The organism is Labilibaculum sp., from assembly GCF_963664555.1.
In the GTDB taxonomy this organism is placed as follows: domain Bacteria; phylum Bacteroidota; class Bacteroidia; order Bacteroidales; family Marinifilaceae; genus Labilibaculum.
The window spans coordinates 954,287-976,841 of record NZ_OY761461.1 but is presented as its reverse complement, the minus strand read 5'-3'; the positions used below and the strand labels follow the sequence as shown (position 1 = coordinate 976,841).

General features: G+C 35.9%; 11 protein-coding genes. 2 read left to right on the top strand and 9 right to left on the bottom strand.

Annotation, left to right across the window (positions count from 1 at the left end; genetic code table 11):
* Window positions 1–108 precede the first annotated feature (108 nt).
* From ACKU4N_RS04065 to ACKU4N_RS04055, 3 genes are all read right to left on the bottom strand, one after another.
* On the bottom strand, window positions 109–12,345 hold the full coding sequence (locus tag ACKU4N_RS04065) for a T9SS type B sorting domain-containing protein (protein WP_321320825.1): 12,237 nt from the start codon (window positions 12,343–12,345) through the stop codon (window positions 109–111).
* A 368-nt stretch (window positions 12,346–12,713) separates the two neighbouring features.
* Window positions 12,714–14,099: an aminopeptidase P family protein gene (locus tag ACKU4N_RS04060; protein WP_321320823.1), complete on the bottom strand. Its 1,386-nt coding sequence runs from the start codon at window positions 14,097–14,099 to the stop codon at window positions 12,714–12,716.
* A gap of 139 nt (window positions 14,100–14,238) precedes the next feature.
* Window positions 14,239–14,694 carry an Lrp/AsnC ligand binding domain-containing protein gene (locus tag ACKU4N_RS04055; protein ID WP_101311276.1) on the bottom strand — a complete coding sequence of 152 codons (456 nt, stop codon included), beginning with the start codon at window positions 14,692–14,694 and terminating at the stop codon, window positions 14,239–14,241.
* A 398-nt stretch (window positions 14,695–15,092) separates the two neighbouring features.
* Between ACKU4N_RS04055 and ACKU4N_RS04050 the strand changes: the two genes are divergently transcribed.
* The gene (locus ACKU4N_RS04050) at window positions 15,093–16,565 is read left to right on the top strand and encodes a cobyric acid synthase (protein WP_321320821.1); all 1,473 of its coding nucleotides are present in this window, start codon (window positions 15,093–15,095) and stop codon (window positions 16,563–16,565) included.
* Between the two features lie 6 nt (window positions 16,566–16,571).
* Entirely contained in the window at window positions 16,572–17,120 is a 549-nt protein-coding gene (locus ACKU4N_RS04045) for an AAA family ATPase (RefSeq protein ID WP_321320819.1), read from the top strand.
* Here the strand turns inward: ACKU4N_RS04045 and ACKU4N_RS04040 are convergent.
* The 6 genes from ACKU4N_RS04040 to ACKU4N_RS04015 form a co-directional block, all read right to left on the bottom strand.
* A complete protein-coding gene (locus tag ACKU4N_RS04040) occupies window positions 17,093–17,761 on the bottom strand; it encodes an adenosylcobinamide amidohydrolase (RefSeq protein WP_321320817.1) in 669 nt (222 codons plus the stop codon). The two genes, ACKU4N_RS04045 and ACKU4N_RS04040, sit on opposite strands and share 28 nt — an antisense overlap.
* A 4-nt stretch (window positions 17,762–17,765) precedes the next feature.
* Window positions 17,766–18,710, bottom strand: coding sequence for a tRNA-dihydrouridine synthase (locus ACKU4N_RS04035; protein ID WP_321320815.1), 945 nt, complete (start codon window positions 18,708–18,710; stop codon window positions 17,766–17,768).
* Window positions 18,711–18,811: 101 nt separating this feature from the next.
* Window positions 18,812–19,438, bottom strand: a complete 627-nt coding sequence (locus ACKU4N_RS04030) for a hypothetical protein (RefSeq protein ID WP_321320813.1) — start codon at window positions 19,436–19,438, stop codon at window positions 18,812–18,814.
* A 698-nt stretch (window positions 19,439–20,136) separates the two neighbouring features.
* The gene (locus ACKU4N_RS04025) at window positions 20,137–20,658 is read right to left on the bottom strand and encodes a TlpA family protein disulfide reductase (RefSeq protein WP_321320811.1); all 522 of its coding nucleotides are present in this window, start codon (window positions 20,656–20,658) and stop codon (window positions 20,137–20,139) included.
* Window positions 20,659–21,083: 425 nt separating this feature from the next.
* The gene (locus ACKU4N_RS04020; protein WP_321322743.1) at window positions 21,084–21,950 is read right to left on the bottom strand and encodes an IS3 family transposase; all 867 of its coding nucleotides are present in this window, start codon (window positions 21,948–21,950) and stop codon (window positions 21,084–21,086) included.
* A 32-nt stretch (window positions 21,951–21,982) separates the two neighbouring features.
* On the bottom strand, window positions 21,983–22,291 hold the full coding sequence (locus tag ACKU4N_RS04015; protein ID WP_321317798.1) for a transposase: 309 nt from the start codon (window positions 22,289–22,291) through the stop codon (window positions 21,983–21,985).
* Window positions 22,292–22,555: the final 264 nt, after the last annotated feature.

The window sequence follows — 22,555 nt, the reverse complement described above, 5'->3', positions numbered from 1 at the left end:
TCAGAATGTTATCAACAAACAGATATTTTTAAATGAGTTTTAAGTTTCCTTTTGCATAGAAACTCAAAACCCATTTAAATTTATTTTACAAATAAAATCTTCGTGCAATTATCGTATCAACATAAAAGTTCCTTTATTGGTGAGTTCCCCATTTATAAATACGACCCAAACATAAGCTCCGGCCGGACAAATTTTGCCTTTGTACTGTCCATTCCATCCACCTTTATATCCTTGCTCATTCGTTTTGTACAACATTTCTCCCCAACGATCATAAACATACATCTCATACTCCTTAATAATGGAAAGTCTGTCATCAGTACCTCCTCCCATATTCTCATTATCACCTACGTAGAATCTATCATTCGTTCCATCACCGGCTAAAGGCAGAAATGCATTTGATGACTCTATTCCAACAGGCTTCACTTCCACATAGGCAGAATCAATAGCCACACAACCTAAATTATCTTCAACCTTAAGCTTATAGGTTCCAGTCTCTGACACTTCAAATCTTTGGAAAATACTACCATCCTGCCATTCAAAAAAGTAAGGTGCGTAATCCGAAGGAAGATTTGGACCAAAGGTCACTGTTTGTCCTTCAAAAATCAAAGTATCTTTCAATCCTAAGTTTGGTTTTGGATTAATCACGAACAATTGCTCATCACCACAACCATAATCGTTGGAAACTTCCAATTTATATTCTCCCGGCTTGTCAATCGTTCTTGCCGGTGAACTATCATCATCACTCCAAACAGGGTTTTCCATCCCAGTAATGTCTATCTCGTACTTATCACCTTCGCAACCAAATTTATCCTCTCCTAATGTTGGATCTGCAACCATGGTAACAGTTACTTCCCCTGCAGCATCGCAACCGTATAAATCAGTTACATTGATGGCATACGTATGTGTTCCTGCCGGTGCATCAATAATTTTTGGACTTCTTACATCTGCATGATCCAAATGATCAGGATTTGTCCAACTAATTACATCTTGATCTCCTACAATATCTGTTTGTAAAACCAACTGATTGCATTGACTAACGGTTGTATCATTAATGGTTGTTACGACAGGAAGAGGGGCAACTGAAAGATTTAATAAATCAATTCCTTCACAACCATGCTCATCCTTAACCATTGCCAATAATACCTGTGATTTCCCAGGAGTAAATGTAGGATTCATTGAGTTTGGATTATCTAAATTATCCGGTAAAAGCCTATTGTTATCCTGTATTCTAAACCACTGGATATTATCTTCGTCTGTTTTAGCACTAAGCGGTGTCGGAATACAACTACCTACAGTAATATCATCTGTAATATCAACTACAGGTAAAACATCTACCGTTAAATTGGTAATTGGTGTTACATTCGAACATCCGTTTCCATCTGTATAAGAATAGTGTACCGCATAAGTTCCTGCACCACGATCAGAAGGATTAAATTCTGTTTGTGAGATTCCATTAACCCAGTAAATTCCACCTTCAGGGAAACCACCGGTTAACACAAATTCATTTTCACAAACTCCTTTTGAGCCTAAATTCGTTAAGTTCACATTTGGAAGTGAATTTAATACAACTGCAGAATCAACTCTTGACTTACAACCTGTTGCCAAATCCATAATCGAAACTGAAAGACTGCCCGGAGAAAGTTCCTCCCATGTAACTCTGGTTTTTGCTCCTTCTTCAGGACCAGCAAATATACCACCGTTAACATTCCAACTGTAAACATCAGCACCTACCTGATTGAGCACATAAGTTACACGATCCTCTTTTGCACAAAGTACCATTCGACCATAAATCGCAGTATTTGGAAGAGCATGAACAACTAATTCTGTTGGTTTCGTTGATCGGTAATCAGTACAATCATCAGATAAAATGCAAGTATAATAACCACTATGAGAAACCTGAGATGATACAATAGATAATGATGATGTATTGGATCCACTTATTGCTCCCGGAACATCAACGATATCCACTCCATCAAATTTCCACTGATAGTTTACGTTATTACCAACAGCATCTGCTGTAAACGATACATCTTCACCAGCACAAACTTCCATATCAACCTGATCAGACAAAACTTGTAATTGAGCTGTTACATTCAATGTCGCAACCGGACTAAATTCTTCTCCACAAGTAGAATATACTCTGCAATTATAGTCTCCGGCATCCGAAAGCTGAATATTTGTAAGACTTAAGGTTTCACTTGTTTTTCCGGGAAGATCAATACCATCTTTTCTCCACTGATATTTTAACTGTTCTCCTGTATATTCAACTGTAAATTCAACCAACGGTTCATTTTCACAGATACTGGTTCCTGCCGTTGAGGCAACATAAACAGGCAATTGTACAACTTCTAAATTCGCACTTGAAGAAACATCACCACACATACTTGTAACCTGAATTTCGTAATTGCCTTCGTCACTTAAAGCTAATGCATCCGAATGAAGTATCTTCTGATCGGAAACAAAGGCTCCATTCATTGTCCACTCAAACGTCATGCTTGATGTTCCGTCAATATCAGGATTCCAATCCATTGTAATGCCTTCGCAAAAGGTACGATCCTCAAGAGGAGTAATTAGAGCAGTTTGAGAATAAACCCGTACTGTTGTTTTCTCAGTTAGTACAGAAATTCCTTCGCCTTCGATCTCACATTTATAAACTGCAGCATCTGCTAAACCAAGAGCCGAATAGTATAAGTTCAGACTTGTTTCGCCTACTATTTCAACATCATTTTTAAACCATTTAACAGACCAGATTTGACCTGTTGCAGATACTGACAAACTTAAAGGATCACCTATACACTTTTCCTCTAAATCATTTAAACCGGAAACAATAGTGACAGGTTCCTTTACAGTCAATTTACCAGAAGCAAGTCTTTGTCCACACGCACCAATAATTTTACAAGTATAATAACCGGCATCTGCCATCGTAATGTTAGTAAGAGTTACAGAAGGTCCTGTTTCTGTCAAAGGAACTTTTGTTCCATCTGCTAATTCATGAGTCCACTCAAAAACCAAATCAACACCACTAACGTCAACAGTCATAGTATAAGTTTCGCCTACATATTTAGGAACATTTTTAAGTGTTGTATGAAGTAATGTGTTTGGTTTAACAGTTAACGTTGTTGATTGAGAATCGTCACCACAACCTGTTGTGCTGGTAATCTTACATTCAACATTATATGTTTCAGATGCATTCAAATCGGAAGTTATAACATCCACAGCATCAATAACCAATTCCGAAGAATTCACCAATTGATCAACTCCGTCAACCAACCACTGATAATTCAGACTTGCTCCAGTTGCAACTGCTCTAAACACAACATCGTTTCCTGCACAAGTTGTTTGTGGTGCAATTGGGTCAAGAGCTAGAATAGGATTTATTACCTGATTTCCCAAAGAAAAGTCAGAACCACACTTATTGCTGACTGCAACAATATAGTTTCCTGCTTCCGTTAATTCTGCCGTTCCTAAATCCAATACTGTCCCAGCAGTCGAATTTGTTGAGTTATCATTTAATGTCCAAATAAGATTATCGTATGTGCCAGTTACAGAAATTGGCCCTAACTCAAGAGGATCTCCCGAGCAAACTGTAGCAATAGCATCTATACCAGTTGTAATTTCAGGTTTTGCCAATACATTTACTTTAATTACGTATACGATATCTGCACCACAATTTCCCGAAACTGTGCAAACATATGTACCTGCATCGCTACCATTCACATTGGATTTTAGATAAGTTGAATTTGCTGAAAAACCAACCCCATCTTTAGTCCATACATATGAGGTAACATCGCCCGTAACTTTAGTTTCCAATTTTAATTCAGTTCCAACACACAATGTTGTTTCTGCATCCCATGTATTACTTGCTAAAATTGGCTCATATACATTCACATAACCAAAAACAGTTTTAGTTGAACATCCGTCTAACACCTCAACTTTGTACTGACCTGATTGTGTCTTATCTGCAGCAACCAAAGTATAAGTTGAACTTATCGCAATAGGCGCACCATCCTTATACCACTTATAAACTGCTGTCTTCGCTGGATCTATCGCGGTAACATCAACTGATAATACTTCATTGTTTCCAATACAAACCTGAGAAGAATTACTCCAAGCTGCAATTGTAAGTTCGTCATAATGATAAACTACAAAATCATCTTTTTTATCAGGACAGACACCGCCATTACCAGCAGTTAACTTATAATTTCCATTATCACCAGCTCCAATACTTACATTTGATGTTGTAGAAATTTCAGCAGCATCCTTTAACCAAGAGAAAGTTATTGGCTCTGTTCCAATCAAGTTGGATAAACTAATTTGTTTTTCAATTCCGAAACACAAATTCTGATCGTCAATTGCGTCAAAACTAACCGGTTCAACAACATTTAATGAAGCAACACCAGATGTTTCATCAGCACTTACACCATCACTTACAATGCAACGGAAAGTCCAACTGTTCATTGCAAGAGTTGTTGATGCTATTCTAAGTTTTGAACCATTAACATCTGTCACAACATTTAATTCTGGAACTCCGGTTACTGTATTGAATGTAGTACCATCTGTGCTGTACTCCCAATCATAATTCAATCCAAGAGTTTTTCCAGTAATTTCAAAATCTACAGCTCCACCCAAACAGGCTTCCATATTCTGTGGTTGCCCCGATATTTTAACAACAGAAGTAATTGTTAATGTTGCCAGATTACTTGTTGCATTTGCAGAACATTTTGTATTTCCAACAACACAACGGTATTGATTTCCATTAAAATTTGTCTGATCTGCTCCAGTAATAATAAGAGTTGCACTTGTAACTCCGGCATATTTCCCTCCATTTGAAAGATTACTCCATCCTGAACCGATATCTTCCTGCCATTGATAAATGTAATCAGGTTCTCCTGTAGCTTTTACTGTAAATGTTGCATTACCACCATCTGGAATTGTACTGTTCAAAGGATCATCTACAATTGATACTTCTTCGTAAACTGTTAAAATCGCAACTGCTGATGTCGCAGTATTACATGCATCACCCGAAACAACACAATAGTAAGATTGACCATCAACCGGTGTCGTAACCGTTAGGCTGGAAGTATTTCCAACTGAAGTGCCATCTTTATCAAACCATTCGTAATTTACTGTTCCTTCTGCTGTTCCTGTAACAGAAAATACCGGATTGGCATCACTGGCACACATTACTTTATCCGCAGGATCAGTTACCGTTGCATCTTCTTTAATATCTATTACATAGCTTATAGTAGCGTCTCCACAAGCAAGATCATTATAAACATCACATTTATATGTTTTCTCGTTAGCTAATGAAACATTGCCCAAATCGTAGCTCGAACTTGTCGACAATACAACTCCCGGACTTGTACTTTCATACCACTTATACTGGATATTGCTGCCAGAACTTGTCGCAACAGGAAGAACAAGGGATTCTCCTTCACATTTTGATAGGTTATTAGTTACAGCTGTTGTTACGTTGATAGTTTCATAAACTTCCAACTGAACCACATTAGTATCATCATCTGTCAATCCATCACTCAATACACATTTGAATGTCCAGGAATTCATAACTATTGTTGAATTAGGAACTGTCAATGTAGAAATTCCTCCTCCGGTTACAACAGTCATATTATCTTGTCCATCGGCATCTACAAAACCAGTACCTTTGTCATATTTCCAAATAAAACTGGTAACAGCACCCGTTCCCTCAACAGTGAAAGTAGCCGTATTGGTTTCACAAAGCTTCTGATCAACAGGTTGATCTTTTATTTTGATAATATTATTCAATGTCAAAACTGCTCCTGAACTGGTTGCAACTCCTGAACAAGAGGAACTGGTTACAATACATCTGTATATGTTTCCATCAAACCCATTTGCCATTAAAACTCCTGTTAGTTTTAATTGGGAAGATGTAGTTCCTGAATATTCCCCTCCGTCAGATAAATCAGTAAATCCAGAACCAGAATCCTCTTGCCATTGGTAAGAATAAATTGGTTCTCCTGATGCTGTCACCTTGAAACTCGCATTACCACCATCGGCAACAGTAATATCAACAGGATTAGTTGTACTAACTTCTGATAAAACAGTTAGACTTGCACTATTCGATTTCGCCGTTGAGCAATAATCTCCTGATACAACAGCATAATAACTCTGCCCGTTAACCGGACTTGTTACTGTTAAAATATTACTTGTTGCTCCAACAACAAGATTATCATCTTTATCATACCATTCGTAGTTTACAATTCCTTCAGCTGTTCCCATTACAGTAAAAGTAGGATCTGCATCATTTGCACACATAGTAACATCAGTAGGATTTGTAACCGTTGGCAGTGCTTTTACATTTACAACAAAACTTCTCACTTCATCATGACAAGCTAATTCATTATAAACTTCACATTTATAAGTTCCTGCCTTAACCAAAGAAATGGTACTCATATTATAGGAAGCACTCGTCGATAATATTGTTGCCTCAGCTCCTACCTTATACCATTTATATTTAATAGCATCACCTGTTGCAGTAACCGCCATAGAAAATGCCTGACCAACGCAAGGATTATAGGTCGCATCAGCAGTTGTTACTGCAATATCTTCTAAGACATTAATCACTATCTCATTTGACACCTGATCAGCACTAACACCGTCACTAACAACACATTTAAACTTCCAATTATTGATATCCAAATCGTCAGCAAGAATTGTTAATGTCGATACCTGTCCAACTTCGGATATCGTTATTCCATCTTTTCCATATGCTGTTTCGTATGCACCTGCTCCTTTTTTGTAGTACCAGGTGTAAGTTAATCCTGCTGTTGTACCTTCAGCACTAATGTTAGCATTGGTATTAAAACAAACAGTAGTGTTTGTTGGTTGAACAGCAATCTTCGTAACCTCTGTAACCGTTAGAGTCGCAGGATTACTAATTACTGATGACGCACATACTGCACCAGAACTAATAACCTCACAACGATATTGGTTTCCATTAAAAGTTGCTTGATCTGCACCTGTTATTTGTAATGTAGGCAGATTTACTCCAGAATATTTCCCTCCATTAGATAAATTATTCCAACCTGAGCCAGTATTTTCCTGCCATTGATAAGTATAAAATGGTTCCCCTGAAGCCACAACGCTGAAATTAGCGTTTGCACCATCTGAAATTGTTAAATCTGAAGGATCAGTAACAGATACATTCTTTATTATAGTAAGAGTTGCTTTTGCAGAAGTAGCAGTATTACAAGTACTACCCGAAACAACACAATAATAACTCTGTCCGTTAACGGGTGAAGTTACTGTTAATGAATTACTGGTTGCACCAGCTACTGCAATATTATTTTTATCATACCACTGATAAGTTACCGGAGCCTCACCTGTGCCTGTGACTGTAAAAACAGGATCTGCATCTGTTTCACACATTGTTACACTTAACGGATTTGTTACCGCAGCATCTTTATTAACCTGAACATCAAATGTGAGCGTCTGATTTCCGCAATTTAAATCGTTACTTAACTCACATTTATATTCACCAGCCTTAGCTAAAGTAATCTTTCCTAAATCTAAATTCGATTTATCAGATAAGGTAGTAGCAGGATCGGTTGTCTTATACCAATTGTATTTAATATCATCACCTATAGCCGTTACAAATAAATTGGTGGCAACATTTTCACAAACCACTGTATAGGCAGGAGATTGATTCGTTACTACAATTGTATTTCTAACATCTAGATTAATTGTTACTTGAGCATCACCACAATAATCCGACTCCACTTTTGCAATGTAATCACCATCATCCGAAGGACTTGTAGCGGGATTAATAACAAAATTAGTAGGATCAGCATTACCATCTGTAATTACAGCTCCATCTTTCCACCACACAATACCTTTGTGTTCTCCCGATGCCGAAACATCTAAACTTATCGGTCCTGAACATTCAGTAATACTATTGTCAACAGCACTTAGTGTTGGTTTTGCATGTACAATTACGCGATAAGTCTTTATCAGAGTTTCGCACACCCCAACAACTGTTGCTGTATATAAATATGGACCAACAATACTATGTGCATCCAGCTGAATGGAAGTTCCTGTTCCGATATTCGTTCCTGTATTGTCTTTCCAAACAATTGAATAATCAGCAGGATTACCATTAATCTCAGTAGTAAGCAAACTAAGCAAAGGTTTTTCTCCCTCACAAATATCAATTATTTTATCAGCAGGATCAACAAGTGATACATGAGCATTCACTTTCAATTCTCTTTGAATAACTGCAGTTCCACAGCTCAAAGTAACATTACAATAATAAACTCCCGCACCCGCCAAACTAACATTTGTTAAACTCAAAGTTTCTGTCATTCCAACTATCAGGCCTGAATCCTTATCACCAAATCTCCATTCGAAAGTCGGAGATCCTAAATAAGTTAATGTCGTTGAATAATTATCGCCGACACAAACAGTCGATGTTCCTGTTGCCGGAGAAGTAACAGCTTCTTTCGTTAAATTGGCAGTTGCTGTTTTCGTGTTTCCGCACTGATCGGTAACAAGAACAGAATAATTTCCAAAGTCAGCATCCTGAACATTCGACAATTCCAATTTATCAGAATCTGTTCCAATTGGATTTCCTAAATTGTCCGTCCAAACATAATGAAGAACTGTGGCGGTAGGTATTGTAGATATTTTAGCTTCAAAGGTTACATTATCACCAATACAAGTTCCAACATCAGCAACTGAAAGAGTACCAAAATCAGAAAACATATTTAATGTACGCTTAAAAGAAACCGGAGCATCACAAGAACTACTAGCAAAAAATTCCCAGATTCCCTGATGGCTTGCATCAACCGTAAAGGTATATGGATTAGTTATGGTTTTAATTGTTCCATCGGGCTCTTTTACCTGATAGATATATACAGCTCCATTATTATCAACATTGAAGGATGCAGTTACATTTGCTGCACTACAAAATGGCCCTGTTTTATCCAAACTAAAACCATTTACTTTAATTTTAGGGGTTACAATTAAATCTGCGGCCGAAAATTCTGAATTACATTGGTTAGTAACATCCACTCTATAATTTCCTGCATCTGTAACTTTTACATCTGACAGATTATAAGAAGATAAGTTATTTGTTATTGGTGTTCCCTCCTTAGTCCATGAATAAGTATAAAAATCACCTGGATATTTCATATTGACACTATAAGAATGATTGTCACCTTCACAAACCACAGCATCTGCTAAAAGTTTGTCAAACTCAACCAAAGGAATAATATTTAAGTCGAATACTGCCTTTCCAGAACCATTAATACACTCTACTGTTTCGCCAGCAATTGTGTAAACACTTTTCACCTTTACTTTAAAAGTTGCTTCACGATCTAGCATTGAAGCCGGATAGTTCAATATATTTCCGGTTTCAGCCAATATTTCAGTATCTCTTCCCCAAGTATAAACTAAAGTACCATCACCCGTTGCGAGTGCTGTCACAATAATATCCTCACCTACACACAAATTATCATTTGAAGTTAAGCTTACCAAATCAGGAGATGACAAAACATTAATCACCACTTCATCAAAATCTACACCACAACCATTCTCCACCTCACAACGAACTGTATATGTACCTGTTGGGTAATTGAACAAATAAGGATTTTCAACTGAAACGGGAGATGTTCCTCCATTCACAAACCATTTAACTCCACCAGCATCGCCAGTAACCAAAGCATTTAAATTAGCAGTCGCACCCGAGCAAAAATTAGTTTTATCTGCATCAATCTTTACTGTGGCAGCCTCATCAACCAACACATTTACCGTCACATCCACCGTAGCATCTGAAGTTCCACAGTCTTGATATTCCGGTTTAAATCCGATAGTACATATATACTTCCCTTCTTGTGATTCCTGAGGATTAACAAAAACTAATTCATGTGACTTGACTCCACTAAATTCTGTTCCATCGATTAAATCAACACCACCTTTAGACCATGAATAGTCGTACCAGCTAATATCTCCATTTGAAACATCCAACGAATTCGATACACCCTTACAAAAATGAACAATATCGCCATCACTTCCATAACTGAAATTTGGAACAACCTTCGCGATGAATTTTGCAGTATCCTGAACTGCCTGAACGAATGATATACTATCCAAAGCAAAAAAAGCATCCTGAGTATCAAGATTATGATTAAGTATCTTAATGGTTGCCTTCCTTGCTGTTCCCGGTTTCCAAAGAGCTGAAACCGATTGCCAGTCTGTAGATTTATCTATTTTAAAATCTTCAATAATTGTCTCATCGTTAATAAGCACTTTAAGCGACTGATTATAAGTTGAGTTCTCTTTTGCCAAACGCCCGTGCAACTTAAAAATATAACTGAAATTTTCTTCTACAGGCAATTCATTCACCTGATAAACCACCTCTCCTTGTCTATCAGAATATCCTAAGAACATTCTTCCTCCGTCCATTGCTCCAAAGTCAGCTAAAACAGGATTTTCTGCTACAGGGGTGGATGCCAGTGCGAAATAACCAGGATCAACAAGATTACTGGTAACTATATCGTAATCAGAGTCAAAGCCATTAAAGCCATCAGAAAAATCACCATTAAATAAAAGATCCAAACTTGGATCTCTGTAATATCCCAAAACATAATAGATCGTTTCTACATCCGGTGCCGGCACAACCAGCGGTCCATTCTCAATAATTGGGTCCCCTGTAAAATCATTTACATACCATTCATAAAAGTCTGGGAATGGTTCTACAAGAGCAACACTTATATTCTCATCATAACTTTCACAAACCAGACTTATTTCTTTATCTATATTTAACACAGGATGAATTGGAGATACTGCCTTTGTAAAACCAGAATAATATCCTGCAGCACCAAGAGTATTCGAACTTGCTGTCCATGCAACATTTATAGCTTTACTCCCTGTAAAACGACAATCACCGCTTATATTAGGTACTTTATAATATACCCATTCGGTTGTTCCAGGCACATCCTGAGGATTACTTAAAGATGTTCCATTACGTTGTACATCTACATTTTTTTGCGACAAAACCGTAACCGTTGGATTTATAAGACCTCCAGCACCGGTAGTAATGTAATTAGCTTGAGGAATCACAACCTCCTTAATTCCCAATCCTGTAAGAGGAGGAATAAAATTAAGTCCAATATTTGTCCAGTCCTGATTTGTACCACACATGGTTTGGTAAACATATACATCTTTATCTTTTGTATCAATGTAAAGTGTTGGAAGTGCCTTAGGATTAACAATGTCATCCAAAATGATAAAATCGCCAGCATTAGCCAGTGTACCTTTATTATTTCCATTTACCCATACTTCGGTATTTGCCTGGGTTGCCACAACAATAGTTCTTTCCTGTCCAGCATAATAAGCAGTAGGATCTGGCTCAGCCTTTCCTTCTCCTTTCATTACGATGTATTTATCTCGCACCTGATCCACCGGAACAATCTGGTCGAAACCAATATCTTGAGATGGCTTCGCCCCTGCTGTCCATGAACCACAATTCACAACAATTTTTTGAGTTGATGTAATATGCGTCCCATTCATTCCGTTTCGCACCATGGCAGTTTCGCCACTAAATTGACTAGTATGCAAATTTACCCCAATAACATAACTCTGCCCTTTGCTTAGTGTTCCTGTTATAACATCAGAAGGATCTATTGATTCTAAAACTACATTTGCACCATCGTATTTTGTAATGTACTTACATTTAATTCCAGAAAAATTAACGGTTGTCTGCCCATCTTCAACAGCCATCACTGAAATAAAGTGGCTTCGAATAGGATAACCTCCACTATACGAAGGATCTGAATAATTAATTGTGTGGCTATACAAATGCCCGGAATAAAAATCTTTTCCTTTGGCATACGCTCCTTTTGCCGAAAGAGAACCTCCATGCGTTAAAGCTCCATATTCCCCACCATTACTAAAACCATGCCTTATATTAGCAAAGAAAGGACCATCATACGAGTAAATTCTTAACCCCTGCCCATCTAAAGGTTTGTTTAATTCTTTTGGTCCTATAATTCCATACGAATAACTACACCCATCAGGATAAGTACTCGAATTATGAGAACTATACGTAGCTCCTCCCGGAGTTTTAAATACATAAGTTTTGCTTTGATTACGATTAATTGTAAACGGGCCTGCTACTGTATTGCCTTGTCCATCTTCAATAAAAACACTAAGGTCTTTTTCAGAATTGGTTGACAAAAAAAGTTCTTGTTTTCCCACCTGAGCCGAGCAGTAAAACGGAGGCACATAATGTTCATAGTCGTACTGAGCCATTCCACTAAATGGCAAAATAAACAATAAGCCGATACAAACTAATTTAAATACTTTCATTAATTGGGTAGAAATTTTACCATTCCTCATATCATTAAGATTCAAAGTTAAAACGAAATTAATGTGCAATGAAAGACACTTTACATTGAAAAAACAACATAAAATTAATCAACCAAAGCAACTCACAAAACCATCCAATTTTATATTTTACAATATATTTGAAAGACGCAACTCATCAAATCAATTATTATTTCCTTTTGAGTCTAAAAAAGTTCCACAAAGTAACTGTTTAAACTGATAAATGATGATTTTGGTTACATGTTTGTTATTAAAAATGTAAGTTTAAGTAAAATTAAACAAATTAACGATAATAAAAAAGGCAGCATTTACCAGAAACGCTGCCTTTTAAATATATTTACTATTAGTATTTAACTCATTACATCCTCTACATCCTCTACACTAACAGGAATCCTCTTTCCGATTAAACGATTCCCCTGTTCAGTTACCAACACATCATCTTCCAAACGAATACCTCCAAACGTACGATATTCATAAACCTTATCGTAATTGATATAATCCAAATGCAATCCTTCCTGCTTCCATTTGTCCATTAATGCCGGAATAAAATAAATTCCCGGCTCGTTAGTGATTACAAAACCTGGTTTCAGTTCTTTTCCAAGACGTAAATAGGCAGTTCCAAACTGATCAATTCTTTGAACCTTTTCATCGTATCCAACCAGGTTCTCTCCGAAATCTTCCATGTCGTGCACATCCAATCCCATCATGTGACCAAGACCATGTGGCATAAATAAGGCATGAGCGCCAGCCTTCACAGCTTCTTCAACATCCCCTTTCATTAAGCCAACTTCCTTTAAACCAGAAGCAAGTACTTTACAAACCTCCAAATGAATACTTTGATAAGTAACTCCAGGACGAATCAACTCATTACCTTTGTTGATTCCCGCCAACACAATTTCATATATTTCCTTTTGCTTTTGGCTAAATTTTCCTCCCACAGGAATTGTTCGGGTATTATCTGAAGCATAATGAGAATCGGTTTCAGCACCACTATCTACAAGCAATAAATCTCCTGTTTTAAGCAGATTACCATGCTCATGATTGTGTAAAGTTTCTCCTCTTCGCGAAACAATAGCTGGGAATGAGAGAAGTCCTCCTGCCCTTAATGCTATAGCCTCGCATTCTCCGGCGATTTCTCTTTCATAAACTCCATCTTTGGCCATTTTCATTGCCGTAGTATGAATCTCATACCCTATTGCCGCGGCACGCTCTAATTCCTTAATTTCGTATTCATCTTTTATTTCACGAAGAGAAATAACTGCTTTAACAAATTCTTCTGATGCATTCTCCTTAATTGCATTTAATGGCGTGCCAATCATTTCATGAATCAAGATTTTATTTTCGGCACGGTAGACAGGTAAGAAATGAATTTTTCTACCTTCTTTTATTGCTTCAGCAACAAGAGATTTCAAATCATTAAACGGAGCTGTGTTTTCAACACCAAAACGTGCAGCTTGATCGACAACACTTGACTGTGGCCCCATCCAAATTATATCATCAATATCAACATCATTACCAAAAATGTAATCCTTATTATTATCGATATCAAAAACCCCCGCAAAACCAGGATGATCGATACCAAAGAAGTACAAAAATGTACTATCCTGACGGTAATGATAAACATTCCCGGCATAATTCATAGGTGCTTCAGGATTGCCTAATACCAATGCAATTCCGTCTTTCATTATTTCACGTAATTGGTTACGTCTTTTAATATATACTTCTTTTGGAAACATGTTGATTTATATTTTAAGTGTTTTGTAAAATGAATCGAAAGATACAAAAAAGAGAGGTATTTGGTAAACTATAACAACTATTTATAGATACAAAAAAAGCTTTCAATAATGAAAGCCTCTTAATTCAAAAAATTTAATCTTATAGTTTAATTTCCCGATCGACTGTTTGATCCAAAGAAATAAATGTTTCCGTTTTTGATATTCCAGGAATATTTTGTAGAGTATTAATTAAGATATCCATCAAATGTTGATTGTCCCTACAAAGCATCTTTACCAAAAATGTAAAGTTGCCAGTGGTAAAATGACATTCTACTATTTCAGGAATAGCATCAATTTTTTCTACAACCATTTTATATTGATGTGCATGATCAAGAGAAATACCAACAAAGGCACACACCTCGTATCCTAAAGCTCTTGGCTTAACAATGAATCTTGATCCATCAATAATCCCTGCATCTTCCAGTTTTTTAACCCTTTGATGAATTGCAGCACCAGAAATCCCACACTCTCTTGCTATTTCCAAAAATGGAATCCTTGCATTTTTAATCAAGTAAGATAGAATCTTCTGATCTACAGCATCAATTTGAACTTTCATTGGTATTTATGATTTAGATATTAAATAGTTAGTAGATGATTGCACGAAATTTAAACATTCCAGAATGATCTGGTTAAAATTCCACATGAGAGACATTACCATGCAGCTAGTTTAATATTATAAAGAGACCACTTGTTGCAATTCATTACAATATTAGCAAAATTATTACTAATTCATAAGCAAATAAAATCAAAAACTACAGATCCACAATATTTAGAACCAATTCACTCAGGCATCAACCTTACATTTTCATTCAGTCAAACCTCACTAATTTTCCCAAAAATACTGTTTTACAACAAAAACAACTCGATAAAAAAAGACTAATTTTGAAAACCAAATGAAATTACTCTTTTTAAATATCGACTATTTCCATTAGTTGAATTGAAAATAAACACTTTATGACTAAATTAAGACCTTTAATGTTTGTTGGTACAGGATCAGATGTTGGAAAAAGCATTGTCAACACAGGTTTTTGCAGAATTCTTAAGCAGGATGGCTATCAACCAGCTCCATTCAAGGCTCAAAATATGTCACTAAACTCTTTCGCAACACCAGAAGGATTTGAAATTGGCCGGGCACAGGCCGTTCAGGCAGAAGCCTGCGGATTAGCTTGTCATACCGATATGAATCCTGTCTTATTAAAGCCTACAAATGATAAAAGTTCGCAAGTAGTTTTGAATGGTAAACCTATTGGCACTCAAACTGCGGTCGAATATTTTATGGGAAATAATAAGCATGCTTTATTTGAAGAAGCAAAATCTGCATTTCATCGTTTAAACGAAAAATACAATCCTGTTGTATTGGAAGGAGCAGGCAGCATATCCGAACTAAATTTAAAAACCAGGGATATCACCAACATGCGAATGGCTATTGAAGCCAATGCGGTTACCTATTTAATTGCTGATATAGATAAAGGTGGTGTTTTCGCTAGTATTTATGGAAGCATTCAGTTACTCAATGAAGACGAACGAAATCAAATCAAAGGAATTATCATCAACAAATTTAGAGGAGACATAAAACTATTTGAAGACGGAAAAAAGATTATCGAAGATCTTACCGGCAAACCTGTTATCGGAATTCTCCCCTATTTTAAAGATATCCATATCGAGGAAGAAGATTCAGTTAGTCTCGGTAAAAAATCAAAAACATCCAGTAAAGGAAAAATTAACTGTGCTGTCGTGATTTTACCCCGAATGGCCAATTTTACTGATTTTGACGTTCTGGAACATGATCCAAGAGTTCATCTTTTCTATACAAACAATCCTTCAGAAATAGAAACTGCCGACATCATAATCCTGCCAGGTAGCAAAAATACCATTTCTGATCTTCAGGAACTAAAACAAAATGGTGTTGCCTTATCTATTGTAAAAGCTCATAAAAACGGCAAGAAAGTAATAGGTATTTGTGGTGGCTATCAAATGATGGGTGAAAAAATTAGCGATCCTCTTCAAATTGAAGGCAACATAGAGTGCATTGCCGGTCTGGGAATTCTTCCTGTAGAAACAACAATCACCAATGTAAAACTCACGGAACAATGCACTTTCAAATTCAGAAATTCGAATAAAGAATGCTCTGGATACGAGATTCATATGGGAGAAACTATTGCTGTTCAAAACAACACACCGCTATGCATTTTATCAAATGGAAAAACCGATGGCTATTTTCTTAACCAAAACTGTTGGGGAAGCTATATTCACGGCATTCTTGACAATAAAATTGTGGTTCAACACCTGTTATCCGGATTCAATCTGGAACAGGAAATTGATTTTAATTATCAGGAATTTAAAGAAAACCAATACGACAAGCTAGCCAATCTTATAAGAGAAAATATAGATATGAATTTGTTTTACGTTCATTTAAAAGAAGATTAACTGAATATGAACAAATACCACAACCGATACATAATTACTGGTGGACCAGGATCAGGAAAATCTACTCTATTAAATAAATTATCAGAACAAGGCTATCAGTGCTTCAAAGAAATATCACGGATTGTTATTCAGGAACAGCACCAAATTGGAGGCGACAAGGTACCATGGCGTAATTTATCCGAATTTGCTGAAATTTGTTTTGAACGTATGAGTTCACAACTTACTGAATGTGCTACAGAAGGAACATGTTTTTTTGATCGTGGTTTACCCGATATAATCGCTTACGTAAGAAGAGGAGGATTGACTGTTCCATTAAAATATTTTAAAAAATCAGACCAATACAACAAAACCGTATTTCTTGCTCCACCTTGGAAAGCTATTTTTATTAACGATGCAGAAAGACCTGAATCATTTGAGGATGCAATAGAAATATCTGTTTTCCTAAAAAACACTTATAAAGAATTGGGGTTTACTGTTGTTGAACTTCCGAAAGATTCAGTAGCAAAAAGAGCCCAATTTATTACTAATTATCTAGCTACCGATAATGATTCTTGAATGGCTTTATAAGTTGTTTTTGCCAACATCTCCCCAAACAAAACATGTTTACCACAATACTGAACCATTGGACCTGTACCACATGCAATTGCTGTAGAATCAGTTCCTGTTCCCGTAGCCAATAATCCACTAACCGGGCTCTTAATATTTAAATCCTGTAAGCAAGCTACCTTTGCTTCTGCAACCATCATAACACATTCAATCATGCTTGCGTCAGAAAGATTCGCATTTGTGGTAACCAGAATATTAATAGTCCCGACTTTTTGATACTCTTCATTTACGAATTGATAATCAGCCTCATCTCCTGCCCTACGGGCATTTGACACTCCGGATGTAACAAAAACCTCTATCCAAACCCCCTGCTTTTCAACTCGGACTCTTCGAAACGAACTCATTAAAGCCGCAGTCATCATTCCCACACAATTCCCCTCCCAATTTTGGGAGTCAACTATTTCTTTAAGCGTAATATCCGGAGATTCAAAATCAGTTCTTTCTCCATTAAAGTTAGCATCAACCTTTGTATTCAGAAAATGATCAGCAATTTGGCAACCACCGTTTAAAATCGCTGAACTTACCATCCGAACAGAATGCTGAAACTCAACATGAAAGAATTGATCCGTTATTTCAATTGAAAATTTCATTATTCTACTCCTTTACATTTTGCTGGAAAGCAAACGAAACAGCCTCGTGATATTTTTTTAAGCCACCCGATTTTTTGATTCCTTTATAAACTTTTCTCTCCTCCTCAAAATGACAGGAAAAATACTCCCAAAATGGCTTCACTTTTTGCAGGATCTGTGTATCCCCACTTAAAAATGAATTATAAGTAGAAAAAATTTCGTCGTGCATTTTACGCAATGCTTTTTTGCGAATATCTGCAGATGGAATTTCTATTCCTTTTATTTTTGCCGGCAACCAATAATCTTTCAAAACACCTCTTCCTATCATTACATGATTTAGATTTGGCAATTGAGTACTCAAACTTTCAAAATCATCAAGCGTCCCGATATCACCATTGAAACCAATGATTTTATTAAACCCTTCCTGAATTTGCTGAAAATAATCCCGATCAGCACTTCCCTTATACATTTGCTTGCCAATGCGAGGATGAACGATAATTTCATCAATATTAAAGTTTTTCATCACATCCAAGACCGAAAGTATCTCCGATTTATCTTCCAAACCCAAGCGCATTTTAATCGACAGGTCAATTTTCCCGGAATATCCACGTTCCAGAATATCCTTTATCTTTTCAGGATATGGCAACAAGCCAGATCCTTTCTTTTTCCCGGTAACCATAGGAAAAGGACAGCCTAAATTCCAATTCATTTTTTTATACCCTAAATCCGAAAAATACATCTCAAAAAATTGAAATTCCTCAACTGATCCGCTTAAAAACTGAGGTACCAATCGATTATTTCTTTCCAGAAATGGCTCTACTTCTCTTTTGTGCGAGGTTCTTACTTCTCCTGAATTTTGAAGAACAAGAAAAGGGGTATAGAATTCATCTACGCCCCCAATGCATTTTTCATATGCTTGTCGGAACACCCAATCAGTATATCCCTGAAGAGGTGCTAATGAAATTTTCATGTGATTATAATTTCTCGTTTATTCCTCCCAAATGCATTTAGGAAGCAATCGCCAGAATAAATACTCCAAAATACGGGAAAACTTATTCTTGCAAATATCATTTATCGTCCAAAACTTAAAACACCCAGTAATTGTTTACGCTGACGATAATAATTAATTCCATCCTCGGTACCAATGCTTTTTACAAATTGATCAATCATCGTATCGTAAATTGTACCAAACTTAAATCTCTCCGGTGGATACAGTTCAGGGTTGTGCATGTCTTCAAGTCTCGCCAAATACATCCGCCCAACAATCTCGCTGCTAAGATCATCGCGATACATACCTTGTGCCATTCCCTTTTCAATATTTATTTTAATCTTCTCAAAAATAAATTCCATCCTCTCATCCATATGCTTTTTATACACTTCCGGGAAATGACTCTCAAATTCCATTGTAACGGATGGAGTTAAATTTTCGAAACGATCATTCATCTCCTGACTTACAATAAATAATATGTCAATCGCATTCTGACCTTCAAAATTGTATTGAGTAAAAATGGACTCAAACGATTTTCGTTCGTATTCAAGAATTTTTTCAACCAGCTCCTCTACCGAATCAACAAATTTAGATACATCAGATGGCGACACCCCAAAATCTTTTACTTTATCAAAAGAAAAGCCACTTAAACCATTTTTGAACAAATAAGCCCTTAACTTCTCTATAATATGAATAAAATCCTTGTCCATAAACTATTACAGCTAAATAAATAAACTAAATCAAAATCTTTTTGATCTTCTCAAGATAGGCATAAAATTAGGCATTTTTAAATTGTGAAAGTAAAACAAATGAATTTTTTAGTGATTTAAATATCTTCGTCTGAAAATGAGAAAATATATGTACAAAGGCAATTGTGGACAAATTAGTAACCTCAAAGGAATTAGTTTTTTTTAAGATTCTATAGAAACAAACTGAAAAAGCCTGAATAGAGCAATTGATAATAAATCTATCGAAGAATTTAAGCCAACAAATCTCAGGCTTTCTGATTTATTTTTTGACCTAACAGGATCGAAAATAGATTGCACTTAAGCAAATGAGAAAATTTAGAGTTCATCACCAAAAAACGAAATAACTATTCATCTATAATTGGCGATTCATTTATCAAAATCATTGGTTCGTAAAAAAGGATGTATTTTAACAATAAAAACTACCCCTATGCATTATCTTTGTCAGTGAAGGAAGTATATTAAACACTTAGGTGATTGACTGTACTAATTCATAAGTAAATTTAAGTAGTAGTTTAGGGCGGCTAGTCACCGCCCTTTTTCTTTTTAGTCATGCTTTTATTTTAAATAAAAAGAAAATCCACTTGACTTAGCATCTGAAAGGATAAACACTAAAAAAATCGCAATTAATTTCATCAAATGCATTTTTTTTAGAAGCCAAATTATTTTTTCAATTCCTCTTCAATCGCCATTTTCATACCATCAAATTCTTCATGATTAAACAATCTGGTGAGATAAATGATTTTACCTTCCTTATTAACAATTACATTACGGGTTACACCACTTTCCCTGTGTGCATACTTAGTAAATATTTCCGCCCCTTCATCCAATGCCACCGGATAAGTTATTCCTGTTGTGGCTATTAATTTCTCAGCCTTTTCTAGCGACTCATCAAAATCTAAAGCATACAAGGCAAAATCCTTCTCTTTGTGCTCCTGCCAAATTTCCTTCTCGATAAACGGCATTTCTTTGCGACAAACCCCGCACCAACTAGCCGTAAACTGCAGCATCACAACTTTTCCCTTCAAATCTGACAACTTCAATTTACTCCCGTCAGTTAGATTTATTTCAAAATCCGGAGCCATATCACCTATCTTCACAATATACCCTCTGGAATCTTTAGTTTGTGCCATTCCTGAAAAAACTAGTCCCATAATTAAACCCGTTAATAATAATTTAGCCATTCCTATTTTCATTTTTAATATATCGTATCAAAACCACCAAATCTAAACAAATAAAGCTAAAATCCAAAAAAATCAACAATTTTATTTAAACATAATAATCACACATTCCATGAAAGATTATCATTCTGAAATCAACTAACCTGCTAATTTGTATGTTTATAATTGATCACTTCTTTTTTATATCATATTCATAAAATATTATTTTGCCTGTAGATTTTCTCTTTCAAGTATAGAACTACAGCTTTCGACAATAATTAATCACAAATTAAATTTTTTCCAAAAGATAAGCAGGATCTGTATATGGCGAAGTTAAAATTAAATATATTATTGAGCTCTGTTTTGACCCCTGATATCCTAGAGTTTTATTCTATTTTTTAATTTTCATTTTTATAGAGCGATTTAGGCTCTGTCAAAATTTAATAATACTAAGCTATTTTCCCTAGCTTTTTAATTAAATGCTGATCCTGCTTCCACTTTTCATTTGGAGTAATTCTCCCAAGTAAACCATGTAATCTTTCACTATTATAGAATGGCACATATCTTTTTATAATCTGCTGTATTTCACCGAAAGTACGATAATCGACTCTGTCAAAGATATCTCTCTTTAAAGTACCATGATATGCTTCAATATGCGCATTTTCTTCAGGTGTTGCCACGTGAGTAAATTCTTGTTCAAACCCGACTAAATGAATGTAATCTCTCACATTACGAGCAATAAACTGACTTCCATTATCAGATCTGATTATCAGAGATTCTGGAGTTGGATATTCATCGACAATTGTTGATAATAATTCAATCACCTCTTTTTGCTTTACATTGAATGCAAAAGTATAACCTAATATTTTTCTAGTATGAACATCAATTATCGATAAAAGATAAGCGTTCTTTCCCATATTGGGAATCCAAATCATCTTGATATCCATTTCAAGACACTCCATAGGATGGCTTGTGTGAACCTTCCTAAATCTTACGAACTTGCGCCCACCACCACTTCTTTTAATTCTTGAATTAGGCTTTAAAAGTCCTGTATTACTCATTATTCTGTACACTTTCTTGTGATTGATCTTATAACCCTTACGCTGAAGATACTTTGTCATTATTCGATAACCACAATCAATAAACTCATGCTCCAATACGCCTTTTATAGCTTCTACAACAGTCCTTTCTTCAACCAGGCCATCGTTACTATGCTTGGTTTGCTTGCTAGGCAAAACACCTTTTCTGCCATTTAACTTCTCTTTATAGTAATAACTACTCTCAGAGAGTCCTACATACTTTAACAAATCTTTGATACTTGCAGTATATTTTTCGAAGAAACGATCTACTAGATTTTTCTTGGATCGTCTGTTCCAAACTTTTTTTTTAGAAGCTCTTTCTGAATTTCCAATTCTATTTCCCGGTCTGCTAAAAGCTTGCGTAGAATCCGAATCTCTTCCTCAGCTTTCTTCATCTCTGGACTGCTGTTATCATATTTAACTCTTAAGCCAGCTTCTCCCTTAGTATCGAACTTCTTTTTCCAATTATAGAAAGCTCCAGTACTAACATTATACCTTCTACAAACTTCTACTACATTACCAGTTTCTGCCTCGCTTAAAATGGCTAGTTTTTCTTCTAATGTCCAACGTCTTTTCATACCCTAAATTTAACTGTTTTAAATCTGAAATTTTACTCCAGTCTTTTTCGGGGCTAAACTAAGCTCTACCCTGACTCTTAAGTTACATACAATGTAAATTAATTTGACCCAAAAGTTAACCAACAGAAATACAATTGGTGAAGTCAGAATTTTATGATCGACAACCTCATTAAAAATAGCATAAACAATAATCCTAAAAAAAAGTGCCGAATCAATTATTCCTGATGCTGCACACAAAAACTACTACAAGAACAATCTAATTTC